At 60.5% G+C, this 16,414-nt stretch carries 12 protein-coding genes; 5 read left to right on the top strand and 7 right to left on the bottom strand.

Annotated features, from left to right (window positions below; all coding sequences use genetic code 11):
- Positions 1–149: 149 nt before the first annotated feature.
- The 6 genes from F7R06_RS10240 to F7R06_RS10215 all read right to left on the bottom strand — a co-directional run bounded on the left by F7R06_RS10240 (position 150) and on the right by F7R06_RS10215 (position 9,532).
- Complete coding sequence (locus F7R06_RS10240; RefSeq protein ID WP_090323714.1) at positions 150–932, bottom strand: SDR family oxidoreductase; 783 nt, start codon at positions 930–932, stop codon at positions 150–152.
- Positions 929–2,629: an FAD-binding protein gene (locus F7R06_RS10235; protein WP_090323715.1), complete on the bottom strand. Its 1,701-nt coding sequence runs from the start codon at positions 2,627–2,629 to the stop codon at positions 929–931. The genes F7R06_RS10240 and F7R06_RS10235 overlap by 4 nt, the downstream gene beginning before the upstream one ends.
- 8 nt (positions 2,630–2,637) lie before the next feature.
- The gene (locus F7R06_RS10230; protein ID WP_090323717.1) at positions 2,638–4,347 is read right to left on the bottom strand and encodes an FAD-binding protein; all 1,710 of its coding nucleotides are present in this window, start codon (positions 4,345–4,347) and stop codon (positions 2,638–2,640) included.
- Positions 4,348–4,609: 262 nt separating this feature from the next.
- The gene (locus F7R06_RS10225) at positions 4,610–6,178 is read right to left on the bottom strand and encodes an amidase (protein ID WP_090323719.1); all 1,569 of its coding nucleotides are present in this window, start codon (positions 6,176–6,178) and stop codon (positions 4,610–4,612) included.
- Positions 6,179–6,354: 176 nt separating this feature from the next.
- Positions 6,355–8,007 carry a methyl-accepting chemotaxis protein gene (locus F7R06_RS10220; RefSeq protein WP_090323720.1) on the bottom strand — a complete coding sequence of 551 codons (1,653 nt, stop codon included), beginning with the start codon at positions 8,005–8,007 and terminating at the stop codon, positions 6,355–6,357.
- A gap of 55 nt (positions 8,008–8,062) precedes the next feature.
- Positions 8,063–9,532 carry a coniferyl aldehyde dehydrogenase gene (locus F7R06_RS10215; protein WP_090323722.1) on the bottom strand — a complete coding sequence of 490 codons (1,470 nt, stop codon included), beginning with the start codon at positions 9,530–9,532 and terminating at the stop codon, positions 8,063–8,065.
- 163 nt (positions 9,533–9,695) lie between these two features.
- Between F7R06_RS10215 and F7R06_RS10210 the strand changes: the two genes are divergently transcribed.
- From F7R06_RS10210 to F7R06_RS10190, 5 genes are all read left to right on the top strand, one after another.
- Positions 9,696–10,679 (top strand): flavin reductase family protein, encoded by a 984-nt coding sequence (locus F7R06_RS10210; protein WP_090323723.1) that lies wholly within the window; start codon positions 9,696–9,698, stop codon positions 10,677–10,679.
- On the top strand, positions 10,676–12,004 hold the full coding sequence (locus F7R06_RS10205) for a spinster family MFS transporter (protein ID WP_090327454.1): 1,329 nt from the start codon (positions 10,676–10,678) through the stop codon (positions 12,002–12,004). The genes F7R06_RS10210 and F7R06_RS10205 overlap by 4 nt, the downstream gene beginning before the upstream one ends.
- A gap of 140 nt (positions 12,005–12,144) precedes the next feature.
- Positions 12,145–12,777, top strand: coding sequence for a TetR/AcrR family transcriptional regulator (locus F7R06_RS10200; RefSeq protein ID WP_090323725.1), 633 nt, complete (start codon positions 12,145–12,147; stop codon positions 12,775–12,777).
- Between the two features lie 221 nt (positions 12,778–12,998).
- Positions 12,999–14,129 carry a carbon-nitrogen hydrolase family protein gene (locus tag F7R06_RS10195; protein WP_090323726.1) on the top strand — a complete coding sequence of 377 codons (1,131 nt, stop codon included), beginning with the start codon at positions 12,999–13,001 and terminating at the stop codon, positions 14,127–14,129.
- A gap of 3 nt (positions 14,130–14,132) precedes the next feature.
- On the top strand, positions 14,133–15,173 hold the full coding sequence (locus tag F7R06_RS10190) for an AraC family transcriptional regulator (protein ID WP_090323728.1): 1,041 nt from the start codon (positions 14,133–14,135) through the stop codon (positions 15,171–15,173).
- 348 nt (positions 15,174–15,521) lie between these two features.
- Here F7R06_RS10190 and F7R06_RS10185 read toward each other — a convergent pair whose 3' ends face one another.
- The gene (locus F7R06_RS10185; RefSeq protein ID WP_090323730.1) at positions 15,522–16,379 is read right to left on the bottom strand and encodes a DUF2242 domain-containing protein; all 858 of its coding nucleotides are present in this window, start codon (positions 16,377–16,379) and stop codon (positions 15,522–15,524) included.
- Positions 16,380–16,414: the final 35 nt, after the last annotated feature.

The raw sequence follows: 16,414 nt of genomic DNA, 5'->3' as shown, positions 1-16,414 counted from the left end.
GAAAGGTATGTTTTCCCAGATCGATGGCGACAATAGTTACGTTGTTCATGGCAATGGCCTCCGAAAGACACCCTGTGAAAGCTTAGAGAGCGATCACAGGGTGTGAGGGGATAGCCATTTCATTAGTGGTGCTGTGTGGGAGCGAGGGTTTAGATACTCATCACCATCTGCCCGCCATCAATGCGCAATTCGACACCATTGATCGCCCGGGACTCGTCGCTCGCGAGGAATAGCACGCTGGCCGCCACGTCCTCGGGACGGCACATGCGGTTCATCGGATCGCTGTCGATGGTCAGGCGATTCGGGTCTACGCCTTCGGGGAAGCCGCCACGGGTCATGTCGGTGAGTACGCCATCCGGGTGCAGAGTGTTGCAGCGGATACGGTACTTGCGTCGACGGCAAAGCACCGCGACCGAACGCGACAATGCCGCCACAGCCCCCTTGGAGGCGCTGTAAGCCGTGTAGTCGTCACGCCCGGCAAGCGCCGCGATGGAAGACAGGTTGATGATCGAACCACCGCTGTCCTTCATTAACGCCAGGCCTTCACGGCAGCCCAGGAACACACTGTCGGCATTGACTCGCATGACCTTGTGCCAGTCGGTCAGGCTGGTTTCCTCAATCGAGCCGCAGATCAGGATACCGGCGTTATTGACCAGCACGTCCAGACGACCGTAGCGCTCGCGCACATGACCAATGACTTGACGCCACTCGTCTTCATTGCTGACGTCGTGGCGGATAAAGGCTGCGCTCGACCCGATTTCCGCCGCCAGGGCCTGGCCCGCCTCAACGTCCAGGTCACTGATCAGCACCTGGGCACCTTCGGCCGCCAGCAGTCGCACGCTGGCAGCACCGATACCTTTGGCGCCGCCGGTGACCAGCGCGACCTTGCCGTGCACCCGTCCGTTTTTGTTGTGTTGATTGAGGGTCATCATGTCATCTCGAGTGTTTGGATCGTTTGGGGTTGCTGGTTCTGCAGGCGCGCAACGGCGGCACCGGCACGACGGCCGGAGAACACACAGTCGGCCAGGGACAGGCCACTGATGTACAAGTGCGAAGGAATCCCCAAGGCACTGCGTCCAGCCGCGTACAAGCCCTCGATGGCCTGGCCCTGCTCGTCCAGCACAGCACCGCTGAGCTCATCCACCCGCAATCCGCCAAGTGACAGGGCCCCCAGTGGAAAGACTGGATTGGTCACGGAAATGTCGCAGGCATAAAACGGCCCCTGCTCAAGCACTTGGCGCCCACCCTCGGATTTGCCGAAAGCATCCGGCGCCTCGCCACGGGCGGCAGCGTTGGCAGCCAGCACCGAGGCACGCAGCACGGTCGGGTCCATGGAAGTTGCAGTGGCCAACTCATTCAGACTCTTGCCTTTGCGCACGTTGAACAGCATCAGCGCCAAGGCTGGAAAACTCTGGAACCACCAGTAACCACCGAACAGCGCCTCGCGAATGGCCTTCTTGCGCAAAGGCGCATCCAGTACCAGCCAGGCTTTGCCGCCCTGCTCTTCCATCAACGGTTGACCCAGGGTGGCACCGTAGACTTCTTCATTACAGAAGCGCTGACCCTCACGATTGACCACGATGCCTTTGTGCCAACTGTAGGGCGGATTGAGGAAGCGCCACGCCGATACCCGCTCAAGCCCGCAACCCTGGCCACCGACACTGGCGCCCAGGCGCAAGCCACTGCCATCGCAGCCAGTGGCACCGACCTTGAAGTTGCGCTGGAACTTCGGCGCATGCTGTTGAATCATCTGGCGATTGAAGATGAAACCGCCGGTACTCAGGATCACTCCGTTGCGCGCTCGCACCCGTCGTGGCCGGGCCAGATCCCGCTCGAGTTGGCAGACCTTCTGGCGCAGTCTGTTGCAATAGCCAGGCGCGAAGTTCTGCAATCGTTCAGCGCGCGCGGCCAGCCGTGCGTGTAACTGCGCCTCCTTGCTGCCTTCGGGAATACACCAAAACTCGACACCCAGTACCCGCCCCTGAGGATCGATCACCAGTCGTCGCGCCGCCGCCTGCAACAGCGGCCTCACACCGGCCTTAAGGCACGCAGCCTTGAGATGGGCATAGAGCACCGCGCCACCCTGCCCCTTGCCCACGGTACGATGACCCCGTGGTGACGCAGGCAAGGAGCCGCCGTGGTCAGGCACCAATTCGTTACCCGAGTAATAGAGAAAGTAGCCATCGGGCGGGTACGAGGTCTTTCCCCCTCCCGGTGGCATTTGGTGGGCATAGGGCACGCCGTGGCTTTCCAGCCACTCGAGATTGCCCACGCTGTCGTCACAGAAACGCCGCAACGTATCATCACTGACTACGCCCTGGGTTTCATGCTTGAGATAATCGAACATCGCTTGGGGGCTGTCGTTGAAACCCGCCGCCTGTTGATGACGAGTGCCGCCACCGGCGTACACCACCCCGCCACTCTTGCTGCTGGCACCGCCGCCAGTGAAGCGGTCGGCGATCAGCACGTCGGCGCCCTGAGCGCGAGCCTCCAGTGCCGCACAGGCACCGGCCGCGCCCCAGCCGACGACCAGCACATCGCATTGCTGGTCCCATGCCACGCTGTTGCCATCCGCAACCTGCAAGGGCGGCAGTACTTCAGTGCCGGGAATATTATCGGACATTGACATACACGCTCCTAACGTTGGCTGGCCAAGTGGTTGGCGGCGACATAGCCGAAGGTCATTGCTGGCCCCAGGGTGCCACCCGCCCCCGGATAGCTGGTGCCCATCACCGACGCAGAGCAATTGCCAATGGCGTACAACCCGGTGATGGCCGTGCCGTCTTCGCGCACCACTTGTGCGTGCTCATTGGTCAACAGTCCACCCTTGGTGCCGATGTCACCGGCATCCAGGCGCATGGCGTAATACGGGCCTTTTCGCAGCGGCGCCAGGCATGGGTTGGGCTTGACGTTGCTATCGCCGTAGTAACGGTCAAAGACATTGCCGCCACGGGCAAAGTCGAGGTCCACCCCGGAGTCCGCGTAGCCGTTGATCCTGGAGACAGTGCTTTCCAGTCCGGCGCTGTCGACGCCGATCTGGCGGGCCAGGTCAGCCAGGGTGTCTGCCTTCCAGTACAGCGTGTTGAGCCACTCCTTGCGCAAGCGGCTGTCGGGCATGATCTGGCCGGGCATCAACGGGCCCATGGCGTAGTTGAAGCGGAAACTGGCGTCGAAGATCACCCAGGCCGGCACCGATCTTCCGCCGGTTTTCTCGTTGTCCTGATGCATCGCGTCGACGAATTCGAGGTACGGTGCCGCTTCGTTGACAAAGCGCTGACCCAGGCCGTTGACCACGATTGCGCCGGGGAACGCGCGCTCGGCGAAGATCCCTCGGGGCTTTTCTTCCCCAGGCACGGCAATGGTCGGCGCCCACCAGGCCCAATCCATCAACGCGGTGGCCGCGCCTTGATCCATGCCGGCAATCAGCGCAGCGCCGGTGTTGTTGCCCGGCGGTGTCGCACTCCAGGCCCTGCGGCTCGGCTTTGGCAAGTACCGGTCGCGCAGTACCTGATTTTGTTCAAAGCCACCCGAGGCCAGGATTACCCCGTGGCGCGCATGCAGTTGCCGCTCACTGCCATCACGCAGCACGGTGATGCCGGTGACCCGTCCGTTGTCGGTAACCAACCCGGAAAAATCGGTGTTGAGCCAAAGCGGTACATTGCGGTCCATCAGCGAGCGACGCAACGAGGCCACCAAGGAACTGCCCAGGGATGCGCGACGATCAATCTTGCTTTTGCGTCGCCACTTGAAGTCCAGCTTGTAGCGCAGCATCAGCTTCATGATCAGCAGGCGCCAGCCAAAACTTCGGGCCATGACCTTGTGGGCATCACGCGCCGTCCAGGCAATGCACCCCATCAGCAGGGTTGAGGGTGATGGCTTGCGCAGGTTCGCCAACTCCTCGCCCAACAGGCTGGTGTCGAAAAACTCCGGATCGAGGGTTCGCCCACCGGCAAGGGAACCCGGCAGATGCGGATAGTAATCAGGGTATTTGGCCGCGACCGCGTAACGCACGCGGCTGACCCGGGTGAGCTGTTCGATCATCTTCGGCGCATTGTCCAGGTAGGCACGCAGGCGCACTTCATCGACATGCTCGCCCGCCGCCGCCTTCAGGTAGGTCAGCGCCGTGGCGTAGCTGTCGTTGCCGCTCATGCGAGCGAAGTAGTGGTTGTTGGGGATCCAGATACCGCCCCCGGAGATCGCCGAGGTGCCGCCGTACTGGTTGCTTTTCTCCACCACCAGTACGCTGAAGCCCTGGTCGGCGAGGAACACCGCCGAGGTCAACGCACCTGCGCCCGAACCGACGACGATCACGTCGTAGTGGGTCTGAGACTGAACTTGAGCCGTCATTGTTGTTATGCCATTAGCTGAGGTCAGAAAAAAACCGCCGACGACGCAGCAGATGCGCTGGCGGAGTGCAGCCCATGATCAGGGCTGCGGGGGGATGGACTCATCGTCAAAGTGGACTAGGGCTGCCTGGCTATGCACAGTCCATGCAGATCATCTGGACATCGCTCGAACAAGCCTGCTCGCGATAGCGGCGGACCTGTCGACAGTGATGTCGAATGTCGCCAGTCTTCGCCAGCAGGCTCGGCCCCATCAAGGTGCGGGGTTACACAGTGGCGCGCCTCGAGACCCACGGGTGGGCCTGTTCCAGTTGGCTGGCCAGACGCAGCAGTACGTCTTCGCCCCCCAGGCGGGCAGTGAACATCATGCCCACCGGCAGATCATTGTCGCTTTGACCCAGCGGCAGCGAGATCGCCGGCTGGCCGCTGACATTGGCGATCACGGTGAAACCGGCGCTGCCCATGGCCTGATGGGCGTAGCTGTCCCAAGACTGGTCAAGCGACAACAGACCCAGCTTTGGAGTCAGGCTGCCCGTGACCGGTGACAGGATCACGTCGTAGCGTTCGAAATGCCGCTCCATCGTCGCACTGATACTCTCGAACGCCTGCCGCGCGCGGTACAGGTCCTCGCCGCTGGTGGCTTTCGAACGCTCGAGGTTGACCAAGGTAATCTTCTCCAGATCCTGCGCCGTGGCAGCCCGTCCGAGTACCTGCTCACGATCGCGTATCTGCACACGCAATGCCGTACCGAGCGCCGTGCCATGGGCACCGAACAACTGGCGCGGATCGACGTTGAGCGTCAACTCGTCGAGTTCATGCCCAAGGGCCAGCAGTTGCTTGATGGTCTGTTCCAGCGTGGCGGCAATTGCCGGTTCCAGAGGGGCTCCGGTCAGTGATTGGCGCACCACGGCCACGCGCAACTTGCCGGGATCGCGTTGCAGTTCTTCCACATAAGGCCGAATCAACGGTGGGCACCAATAGGCACTGCCCGCCTCATGACCCTGACCGGCATCGAGGAACAGCGCGGTGTCGCGTACCGTGCGCGACACCACATTGGCAGCGCTGGCACCAAACGAGCCTTCGAAATGCAGTGGCCCGCTGGGGGTGCGATAGCGGGTGGGCTTGAGCCCGACCACGCCACAGTAGGAAGCTGGAATGCGGATCGAACCACCGCCATCGGTGGCGTGAGCCACGGGAACGATTCCCGCCGACACTGCAGCGGCCGAGCCACCGGAGGAACCGCCTGCGCTCATGGCCAGGTTCCACGGGTTACGAGTCTGGCCCCAGGCCAGGGATTCGGTGGTGGTGGTCAAGCCGAACTCGGGGGACGCGGTCTTGCCGAACGGCACCGCACCGGCCTGCTCGTAGCGGCTGATCAGGGTGCTGGTGCGGGCAGCGGGCGGTGAGTCCTTGAACATCCGGCTACCGTTACTGGTTATCGTGCCTTGTAGTGTGGTGTTCAGGTCCTTGAATAGCAGCGGCACACCAGCCAGGGTGCCCTGGTTGTAGGTACCGGCAGCGCGGCGCTGGGCGAGCAAGGTACGAGCGTAGGCTTCATGCAGCATGTTCACGGCATTGACCTTGGGGTTGACCTCGTTGTAGCGGGCCAGCGCCGCCGCCAACAGGTCCTCGGCACTCAGCTCGCCACTGCGGATCGCCTGGCTCATGGCCCAGGCATCCATGGCCTGATAGTCGCTGACCGAAAGTCCCGCCGCGCGGGCGTCGGCAAAACGCCCCAGAAGCCCGACGCCGAGCGTCACCGCACCAGCCTTGAGCACACTGCGACGCGGCCAGCCGGTGGTGGAGTTAAGTGGTGCGTTTTCGTTGTTATCCATTATTGTGATCGCGCCCTGGTTGTGGGTTATTGACGGGTTGAGGTCCTACTCCTTGTGGGAGCGAACCTGCTCGCAAAACGGTAGATCGGCCAGCATGGATATTGAATTTTCTGGCCTCACCGCGAGCAGACTTGCTCCCACAAGGGCTGCGGTAATCAAATGGAGCAAACAGATGTTCAAGCGACATTAAAGCGCGCGGACAACTGATCCAGTGCCCGCGCCAATTGTTCCAGATCCGAGGCGGCCACCGCGCTGCGCCCGGCGCTGGCGGACAGCGCACCGGTGCCGCTGGAGACACTCTCGACCCGCGTGACCATTTCCCGGGTCACGCGCACCTGCTCGGTGATCACCGTGGCGATGGTATCCACGCTGCGGATCACATCATCGGTGCCACTGCGAATTTGCGCCACCGAATCGCCGGCCTCATGAGCCAGGTTGACGCCGTCACGCACCCGGGTGACCACCCGGCCCATGCCGTCAACCACCGCCAAAGTGCCTTCCTGAATACGCTGTACGGTGTGGTCGATTTCACCAATGGAGCTGGCGGTGCGTTGGGCCAGCAGGCGCACTTCGTCGGCGACCACGGCAAACCCGCGCCCCGCCTCGCCGGCCCGCGCAGCCTCGATGGCGGCGTTCAGTGCAAGGAGATTGGTCTGCTCGGCAATGCTGCGAATCACATTGAGCACGTGGCTGATCTCACCGGAGTACCCTTCAAGCTCGCGTATATGAACGGCGGTGTCGCTGATCACGTCGCTGATACGGTTCATCTCCCGAGCCATGTCGCGGATAAAGCCCTCGCTCTTGCCTGAGCGCCCCGCTGAATGCTGGGTGATATCGCGGGACACCGCGACATGGTTTTCAACTTCGCTGATCGACCCCGACAACTCCTCCACCGCCCTGGAAATCCCGAGTACCGCGTCTGCCTGTTGCTGGGTGGCCGTCGAGGCCAACTCCGCCGATTCGGCCATGTGCGCAGCTTCGCAACTGACCCGCTGCACCAGCTCGCGCATTTGTGAAATGAGCCCGTGCAGACTGTCACGCATCAGCGCGATGTCGCGCAGCATTAGCGCGAACTCATCGCCCCCCCTGATCTCGATCGGTTGCACCAGATCGCCGCTGGCGATGGCCCGCACGCTCGCACCGGCCTGGGCGAAGGCACGCTTGAGACGACGCAAAGTGGAAATCGCGGTGAGGCTTCCCGCCAACCCGCCCACCACGGCCAGCGCCAGGTAGGCCAATAGCGTCGAGCGATAGCGCTGCTGCGCCGCCTCGTAGGCTTGTGCCGCGCTGGCCTTCTGAAAGGCCTGCAACTTGCTCAACTCGGCCACGGCGGCGTTGCCTTCAGGTTCGGCCATGCGCAGAAACGACAGAATGCCCGGCAGACGAAAATCGCCGGCGCGAAACGATTCCAGAAGGATGCCCAACTCGTCCAGCCACGCCCGATAGTGTTTATCGAACGCATCGGCCGCCTGTTGCTCTTCAAGGGTCAATGAACGCTGGCGATAACTCGACCAGATCTCGGTCATCGCCCTGTCGTTGCTCTCGATTGCGCTCAGTGTGGTTTCCACCGGACGGTCGAACGCCGCCACCAGCGGACCTTCAGGATCCTGCTGGATCGCCAGCAGAACCTGACGACGACTTTCACCAAGTCGATGCTCGATGTCACCGAACATCAACAGTGTGGCCAGGTTGTCCTCGTTGATCGCTCGCAGGCTGTCGCGTGCCTGCTGCAAACCATAGGCACCGAGCAATACCGCCATAACGAACAACAACGTGGCCAACAACGCCCAGAGCCACAAGCGCTGTGCGATAGTAATTGCCTTGAACATTTTCAATGGCCTGTCTCATGCAGCACAAGGGCGCGCAAGGCGCCCGACACTGGAATCAGTCGCAAGTGACCGCGGCCAACATGGCCGCCAGGTAGTGGTCGCCATAAGGCGGCAACAGACCCCATTCGCGGCGTGGGTCGTGGACCGAAGCCTTGAACACCGTGCGCATGTGACTGAATTCGAGAAAGCCTTCGCGGCCATGGTAATGGCCCATGCCCGAGGCGCCGACACCGCCGAACGGCGCATCGTGCATGGCAGCATGCATCATCACGTCGTTGATGGTGACCCCGCCTGACAGGGTATGCTCCAGCAGATGACGTTGCTCCTGCGCATCCTCGCCGAAGTAGTACAGCGCCAGGGGACGAGGCCTCCCGTTGATTTCAGCGATGACTTGGTCGAGGTCGTCGTAGCCCAGTACAACGACTGCCGGGCCAAAGATTTCTTCGTGCATGATCAGGCTGTCCGGAACCGGATCAACCACCACTCGCAACGGCCGGCGACGGTCCTGGACATCGACGGCCAGGGGTTCGGGCAGGCATTCGATGCGCGCACCGCGCAACTGTGCGTCCTGAACCAGTCCCTCGACCCGGTCAAGGTGACGCTGATTTACCACCGCCACGATATCCGGGTTTCCGGCCACTGTCGGGTTGAAGTCACGATAGGCACTGCGCAGCGCATTGAGGAAAGATTCGAGCGAGTCCCTGGGCACGTACACCAGGTCCGGATTGATACAAACCTGCCCACCGTTGCACGTCTTGCCCGCCGCAATGTTGAAAGCGGTTTTGTTCAGGTCGGCGCCGCGCGAGATGATCACTGGCGACTTGCCGCCCAACTCCAAAGTGACCGGCACCAGGTTTTTCGCGGCATTGCCCATCACCCGCCGGCCAATCGCCGTACTGCCGGTGAAGACCAGGTGATCGAAAGGCTCGCTACTGAAGGCTTCACCCAGCTCCGGGCCACCGTTGACCACCGCCACGACCAATGGGTCAAGGTGTTCGGCGCACAGGCGCGCCACCAGTTCCGCCGTACGTGGTACGACTTCCGAAGGCTTCAGGATGGCGCGGTTGCCGGCCGCCAGGGCCGACGCCAGCGGGCTGAACAAGGTATACAACGGCGCATTCCACGTACCGAGGATGCCCACTGTCCCCTTCGGCTGATGCATGACCCAGGACGTGGCGCCGAGTTGATCGTAGGGGGGGAACATCTGGCGCGGTTCGTCCTGCATCCATGTCTGCAGATGGTCGCGGGCATGTTTGAGCGAAGCCAGTGCGCCCAGTACGTCGTTCATCAGGGAAAAACCGGCAGGCCGCCCACCAAAATCCTGGTCGATCGCCGTGGTCAACGCTTCATGGTTCTGGACCAACAGCTCGATTACTTGCTGGAGTCGCTGGCGGCGGGTGTCGGCGCTGACACTGCCAGCGCTGGCAAAGGCACTTTTCTGTCGCGCCAGCAGGCTGGAAAGATCTTGGACGGAAGACGTGGCTGAACTCATTGTTATCCCCTTGCAGGTTGGCTCGATGGCCATTGAGCGCCCGATGCGCCTGGCGCCACCCTAGCCTCGCGAATACCTGTGCCGCCTCGTCCAATCGGACGAGGCCCTGCATTAGCGTTAGTCCGTTGAGACGATGTTCAGCGCCTGCAAACGCTCAATACTGGCTATACGAAAATTCCACCCCATGAGGCCAGTCATGGCAATGCAAAACATCAGCTTCGATCCCCAGGCATTTCGTGCCGCGCTTGGCACCTTCACCACCGGCGTCACGATCATCACCACCCAGACCGAAGACGGCTCGCCCGTGGGCATTACCGCCAATAGCTTCAACTCGGTGTCACTCAACCCGCCGCTGGTACTCTGGAGCCTCTCCAAGCAGGCGCGCAGCCTGCCGGTATTCAGCAGCGGCAAGCATTGGAACGTGCACGTACTGTCCACGGAGCAAGAGACCCTGTCGGGACGTTTCGCCACTCAGGGTGAGGACAAGTTCGCCGAAATCGCACTGGATCGCGGCGTCAGCGAAGCCCCCTTGCTACAAGATTGCACCGCTCGCTTCCAATGCCGCACGGCGTTCCAGTACGAAGGTGGCGACCATGTGATTTTTGTCGGCGAAGTACTGGCCTTCGATCACAGCGACCGGGCGCCGCTGGCATTCCAGAGCGGCCAATACGCCCTGGCCACACGCAAACCCCGTAGCGAGCTGCGCCTGGCGACCACGCCGCCACCGCCTGATTGCAGCTACACCGAGGATTTGCTCGGCTATCTGCTTGGGCGCGGACATTACCAGACACTCAATGCCCTGCGGCAGTTGCTGAGCAGTCAACAACTGGACGAACAGACATTTTTTGTTCTGTCGATTTTGTGTATCCGGGACAATCTGACCCTTGAGGAAATCAATACTTTTGTAAACTACACAGGCCGCGTCGTTTCGCTCGCCAGCATGCGTTTTCTCGAACGCCAGCGCCTGGTAGCGTTTGAGGGCCCGGCCCAATCGCTACGTTTTGTGCTCACGGCTCAGGGCCGCGAAGTTTCATTGCATCAACTGGCGCTGGCCAAGGCTGTGGAGGAAGACCTCTCGGTCAAACTCGGTGCCGCCGACGCACAAGCCTTGAAGGTCTTGCTCAAGCGGTTGATCGTCGTGAGTGACCCAGGCTTGCCTGATCTGTGGGCACCGCGATGACCGCCAGCGCAGGCAACTTGCCTCCGGCCAGGGTTGGCTGGGGCAACCACGGTTTGCTGTTGTTGCTGGCTATGGTGTTTGCCGACAACTTTGTCGGGCGACAGATTCTCGCTGTCATGGTCGAGCCGATCAAATCCGAATTCGCCGTCAGCGACACCGCCATCGGTTTGATCTCTGGCCTGGCGTTCGCAGCCATGTATGCACTGATGGGCCTGCCCGCCGGACGGTTGGTGGACCGCATGCCGCGCATTCGCCTGTTGGCTATGTCTTGCCTGCTCTGGGCCGTGGCAACAATGGCTTGCGGGCTGGCCGGCAGCTTCCTTGCGCTGGCCATTGCGCGAATGCTGGTTGCAGTCAGCGAATCGCCTACGACTTCGGCCTCGCTTTCACTGATCGCCGACCTGTATCCACCTCAACGACGCTCCTTCGCCATTAGTTGTTTCACCGCGGCACCCACATTTTCCTCGATCATCGGTTTAAGTCTCGGAGCCTGGGTGGTCGAGCACTTTGGCTGGCGCAGTGGGTTTATTGCCCTGGGCGTGCCGGCACTGGTGTTTTGCGCCATCCTGGCCCTCGTTGCGAAGGAACCGCTGCGCGGTCGTTGGGACCTCACGCCACACACGCAAAAGCCTTCTGCGCTGCTGGGCATGGGCGCCGAAGCACGCAAACTTTGGGCACTGCCAGCGTACCGCTGCCTGATCCTGGCAGGCGGTCTGACCACGCTCAGCTCCTACGCCATTGGCATGTGGAACACCAGTTTCCTGGTGCGCTCCCACGGCTTGTCATTGCAACACGCCGGGTTGCTGGCGGGGGTCATCTGTGGCACCTCGGCCGGGTTTGGCGGCATCTTCAGCGGGTGGCTAAGTGACCGCCTGTGTCGGCACAATCCACACTGGCAAGTTTCGATCCCCATAATGGGTCACCTGGCGGCCCTCTGCGCACTGGTTCCCTATCTGCTCTGGTCCGACGCCCTACTGGTTCGCCTTGGCGATGTGCCGATTCCAAACGCCATGCTCTGGTGCGCGCTCTATTCGTTCTTCGCCGTGTGGTGGGTAGCCCCCTCGTACAACCTCGTTACCCAACTGGTGCCGCCCGGTCGACGCGGAACCGCAATGGCTTTGCAAACTATCGTCAGCACGCTACTCGGGGTCGGCGTCGGACCGCTGATTACCGGCTTGTTCAGCGACATGTTGCTGCCTCTGCTTGGCCAGGAGTCACTGCGATATTCGCTGCTTTTGGTGAATCTGCCAGTGATTTGCGCGGTGCTGTTACTGATGCGAACCGCTAATCATGCTTCCAGAACTGACTATCGCCACGCGGGATAAATCTTGCAGCACGAGTTATTTGAGAATGACACGACACAGAGCGCTAATAACTTGGGATCGCGGATACTATTAATCTGCCGCCCGAAGAACAAGCTGACTCTATAGGACTCAGGCGCTCATTGATTAGTTGAGAGATCGGCATGCCAATTGAGATTACATCAACCAAACCGGTACACAGTGCCCGTGATCGACTACTTGACGCTGCGGGCAAACTCTTCGCAGTACACGGCTTTCACGCCATCGGTTTGCGAGATTTGGCGAGCTACCTGGGCTTACACGCCGGATCGCTGTATCACCACATCGAAAACAAACAGTCCTTGTTGTTCGAACTGATTGAGTCCGGCTTATCGGATTTATTGCTCGATACTGAGCGTCGAATGAAAGGAGCACGAAGCACCCGCGAACGCTTGCGCGCTTTCATCCAGGCCTTCGTCGCCTTCCACTTCAATGAAAAGCACAAGCTGGTGTTGATTACGCATGAATTTGGCAATCTCAATGAAGAACAAAAAGCCCACCTCATCCAGCTGAAAGACAGATATTCGGCTGTTCTAAGACCAATTATCGCAGCTGACTACAGCGTTCAAGGAAACGTCTGCGGCGACCACTGCCTGATGACCAGCACCATCATTACAATTCTATTTGGGCAATCCCAGTGGTATAGCATCGCGACCACCAAACCACAGCTCACAGAAGCCCTCACGAACATTATTACGGGCATTATCGTTCAAAATAAAAATGCTCAACCACCTGCAACTCTGCGAAAAATTACTTAACACCAGGACTGTGCCAGTATAGAAGACCCGATATCCGGGATAATTGAACAACTTTATTACCGCTTCCCTCACCAATGGTATTCGCAGACAAAATCCGCGCTCTTCTGAGTACAGATCAAGGAAAACAGAAATTTCCCCCTGACTCCTTGATTCGCTTTATCCTTGAGTCGAACCCCGAAGAAAAGCCATGAACCCTGCTCACCGCCCCTGACTGTTTCCCCATGCGCAAACTTTTGTACCTGACCCTCTCCATGGCGCTGATTGCCGTCCTGACGACCTACGCCATGTGGGCTGCGGATCGCCCGGTGGGTCATTACCTTTCGGACTTGCGGATCAACCTTGCCGTCGATCAGGGCGTACCTGCCGATCGCGGCAATCTGTTGGGCATCCAGCCTGAACTGTTTCCTACTGACTACCAGAGCCCTGAACGCCTGCACCGCAAACTCGCGGCCTACTTGCAGAAAGCCAAGAACCAGGGACTGCTCAATGAGAAAACCATCGTGGTCCTGCCGGAGCATGTCGGCACCTGGCTGATGGTCAGCGGCGAGAAGGATGAGTTGTACCAGGCCACCACGCTGAAGGAAGCCATGAACTGGCTGGCCGTGAGCAACCCCTTGAAGTTCGTCCGTGCGTTGATCAGCGCCCAGGGCGGCAATCGCCTGGACGATGCTCACCTGCGCATGAAAGCCAAAGCCATGGCCAAGGATTACCAGGCGCTGTTTGGCGGGCTGGCGAAGGAATTCCACGTGACACTGGTGGCAGGCTCCATTGTATTGCCCGAGCCGAGTGTCATCGACGGCACCCTGAAAATCGGCCACGGTGCGCTTTACAACAGCAGCGTCGTGTTTGGCCGCGATGGCCTGCCGATCGGACAACCGCAGCGCCAGATACATTCGGTGTTTGCCGAGAAGGACGGAATCAAGGCCAACGGCGAACATTCGCTCAATGCTTTCGATACGCCGGCCGGACGCCTGGGTGTGCTGATCGGTCGCGACAGCTGGTATCCGGAAAACTATCGCAAGCTCGATGATCAGAGCGTGCAACTGGTAGCGGTTCCAGCCTTTGTGGCAGGGCGTGGCACCTGGGATCAGCCGTGGCGAGGATTCCGGGGCTCGTCGACACCGGTCTCGGTCAATCTCAAGCCAGGAGAGCTCAGCGAAGGTCAGGCCTGGCAGCGCCTGACCCTGACTACCCAGGCACCGGCCAGTCAGGCCACGGCTGGCGTCAGCGTGTTTCTGCGCGGGCAATTCTGGGATCAAGGCAGCAGCGGACAAAGCTTCATCAGCAGCAACGGTCAGCAGTTCATCAACGCCAACGCGCATGGTGCACGCCTGCTGAACCTCTGGTTGTAGCGCATGAAACCGCTTCCGATGCGTCTGGGCGATCTGTCGGTGGGCTTTGTTCACAGCCTGGCCGACGCGGTGCGCAGCCACGGTGTAGATCCGCAACCTCTGCTGGACCAATACGGCCTTGATGCCTCTCGTCTCGGCGAAGCGGGTGCGCGGCTCTCGATCCCCCGTTACATGCGATTGGGCCACAGTGCCATCCAACTGACCGATAACCCGGCGCTCGGCTTGCGCATGGGCCAGTTCAGTCGCCTGAGTCAGGCCGGTCTCGCCGGAGTCACCGCCGCCCAGGCGCCGACGGTACGCGAAGCGGCACGTTGTCTGATTCGTTTTGAAGCCTTGTATGGTTCCAACTATCGCGGGCAGTCGAGCTTCCACGAAGACGCTCAGGGTGCCTGGTTGCGGTTCTATTCCATCAGCCCTTACAACACCTATAACCGCTTCGTGGTGGACTCGATCATCGCCGGATGGTTACAGCAATTATCCAGTGTAAGCACCGTCCCGCTGCGTGCCGAACGCATCGAGATCGAGTTCGAAGCACCCGACTATCGCGCGGACTATGAAGTGCTGGGCGACTGTCCGATCCAGTTCGGCTGCGAACACAATCAGTTGCGCCTGAACCTGGCGAGCCTTGCCCAGCGTAATCCCGAACATTGCCCAAGTACGTGGCGGCACTTGCTGCAACTGTGTGAGCGGGAACTGGAGCAACTGACACGCACCCGCAGCCTGCGTGAACGCATCACTCAGCTGCTGGGGCCTTTGCTCAATGGTGGCCGGGAACCCGACCTGGAAGAAGTGGCGGCACGCCTGAAGCTGCCTACCTGGACCTTGCGTCGCAAACTCGCCGAGGAAGGCACGCAATTTCGCGCAATCCTCAACGACACACGTCGCGATCTGGCCATGACTTACATACGCGATACCGAACTGGCGTTCGGTGAAATCGCCTACCTGCTCGGCTTTGCCTCAGCCGAAGCCTTTCAACGCGCCTTCAAACGCTGGAACGGGCAGACGCCCGGCGAATTTCGCCGCAGCCATCGCCAGTCCGCCTGACGCTTACAGCTCGGTAGCGTCTTCGGCCGGTTCCAGTGGATCCAGTTCAAACGCCTGATACTCGAGCAGCTCTTCCTGATAATCGTCCATTGTCCAGTCTCCCCCGGCTCATTGAAAAAACGTCTGATCAAATGACCAGCAAACCGAGCATAAAGTCCGCGCATGAAAGAAAAATGACGCGGCCACGACACTCCGTCGCTGTAGGATAAAACGTAGCAGGCGGTCAGGAATTTATCAGCGTTTTTTTTGAGGCAGGCTGCAAAACGGCAGCCTGGGTTGACGTGGGTCAAGTCTGACGACGTTACGGGAGCGGCTTGCCTGTTTCCGATCCCGCAACGCTGTTGCCCATCACTGGCCGGTGACTGGCATTGCCGGGATCGGCTCGGTCGGCGGCGGCATGTCACTTGGAGGGGTCGGTGGCGTGATGGTTTCCGTGGATGCTGCCGGCGCTTCGCTCTGAGCTGCCGTGATAGGCGCCGCCTCAGGCGGTGGCGCAACCGGTTCAGAGACCGCTGGCGTGGCTTCGACAGGAGCCGGAGTCGCTGCGGGTGCCGGTTCTACTGCCGGAGCCGGGGTTGCCGGAGCCGGGGTTGCCGCTAACGGAGCCGGAGCAGCCTTGGCTTCAGGCACACCCAGATCGGTTTTCGGTTTTTCGGTGATATGCGCAGCCTTTTTGGCTTCTGGAGGCAGGAACAGCTCGACCAGGGTGAAGAATCGTTCATAGAACTTGGCGGACGAGACGGTCTCACTGGCGACCTTCACCATCGAATCGTCCGACGAGCCTATTGGCATCGACACCGAGCCCAAGACGCCGACGCCGAGGCTGGCGGAGTTGTTGGTCTTCTTCAATGCATAGCGGTCCTGCAGGGCATTGGCGAACATGGTCGCATGGTGTCCTTCGCTGCCATCATCTGCGCAAACCACACTGAAGCTGATCTCCATATGGGTCTCACCGGTCTGCTGGAAGCTCTTGTGGCCACTGACCAGTTTCGGATCACTGCTGGTGATGATGTAGCCCTGGCTAAGCAATGCCCGACGGGCGGCTTCACAGGATTGCGCATCTGTCACCGGATAGTTACGGGAAAACGTACCGGAGTCGGAGAAGTTCTCATGCTCATAGATGGCGGCTTTCTTCGACGAGCACCCGGCCGCAGCGGCCAGCACCAGCGCCAGCCCGGCAACACGCATGGGAAATGATTTAAACATTGAACATCCTGAGGAAATCGGTTCGGGGCGTATTG

This window comes from Pseudomonas moorei (assembly GCF_008801475.1).
Taxonomy (GTDB): domain Bacteria; phylum Pseudomonadota; class Gammaproteobacteria; order Pseudomonadales; family Pseudomonadaceae; genus Aquipseudomonas; species Aquipseudomonas moorei.
This window is presented reverse-complemented; position numbering and strand designations above follow the sequence as displayed.

Excerpts from the sequence above, each read along its gene's own strand:
- F7R06_RS10240 (WP_090323714.1), bottom strand. The coding sequence starts at position 932 with ATGATGACCCTCAATCAACACAACAAAAACGGACGGGTGCACGGCAAG.
- F7R06_RS10235 (WP_090323715.1), bottom strand. The coding sequence starts at position 2,629 with ATGTCAATGTCCGATAATATTCCCGGCACTGAAGTACTGCCGCCCTTG.
- F7R06_RS10230 (WP_090323717.1), bottom strand. The coding sequence starts at position 4,347 with ATGACGGCTCAAGTTCAGTCTCAGACCCACTACGACGTGATCGTCGTC.
- F7R06_RS10225 (WP_090323719.1), bottom strand. The coding sequence starts at position 6,178 with ATGGATAACAACGAAAACGCACCACTTAACTCCACCACCGGCTGGCCG.
- F7R06_RS10220 (WP_090323720.1), bottom strand. The coding sequence starts at position 8,007 with ATGTTCAAGGCAATTACTATCGCACAGCGCTTGTGGCTCTGGGCGTTG.
- F7R06_RS10215 (WP_090323722.1), bottom strand. The coding sequence starts at position 9,532 with ATGGCCATCGAGCCAACCTGCAAGGGGATAACAATGAGTTCAGCCACG.
- F7R06_RS10210 (WP_090323723.1), top strand. The coding sequence starts at position 9,696 with ATGGCAATGCAAAACATCAGCTTCGATCCCCAGGCATTTCGTGCCGCG.
- F7R06_RS10205 (WP_090327454.1), top strand. The coding sequence starts at position 10,676 with ATGACCGCCAGCGCAGGCAACTTGCCTCCGGCCAGGGTTGGCTGGGGC.
- F7R06_RS10200 (WP_090323725.1), top strand. The coding sequence starts at position 12,145 with ATGCCAATTGAGATTACATCAACCAAACCGGTACACAGTGCCCGTGAT.
- F7R06_RS10195 (WP_090323726.1), top strand. The coding sequence starts at position 12,999 with ATGCGCAAACTTTTGTACCTGACCCTCTCCATGGCGCTGATTGCCGTC.
- F7R06_RS10190 (WP_090323728.1), top strand. The coding sequence starts at position 14,133 with ATGAAACCGCTTCCGATGCGTCTGGGCGATCTGTCGGTGGGCTTTGTT.
- F7R06_RS10185 (WP_090323730.1), bottom strand. The coding sequence starts at position 16,379 with ATGTTTAAATCATTTCCCATGCGTGTTGCCGGGCTGGCGCTGGTGCTG.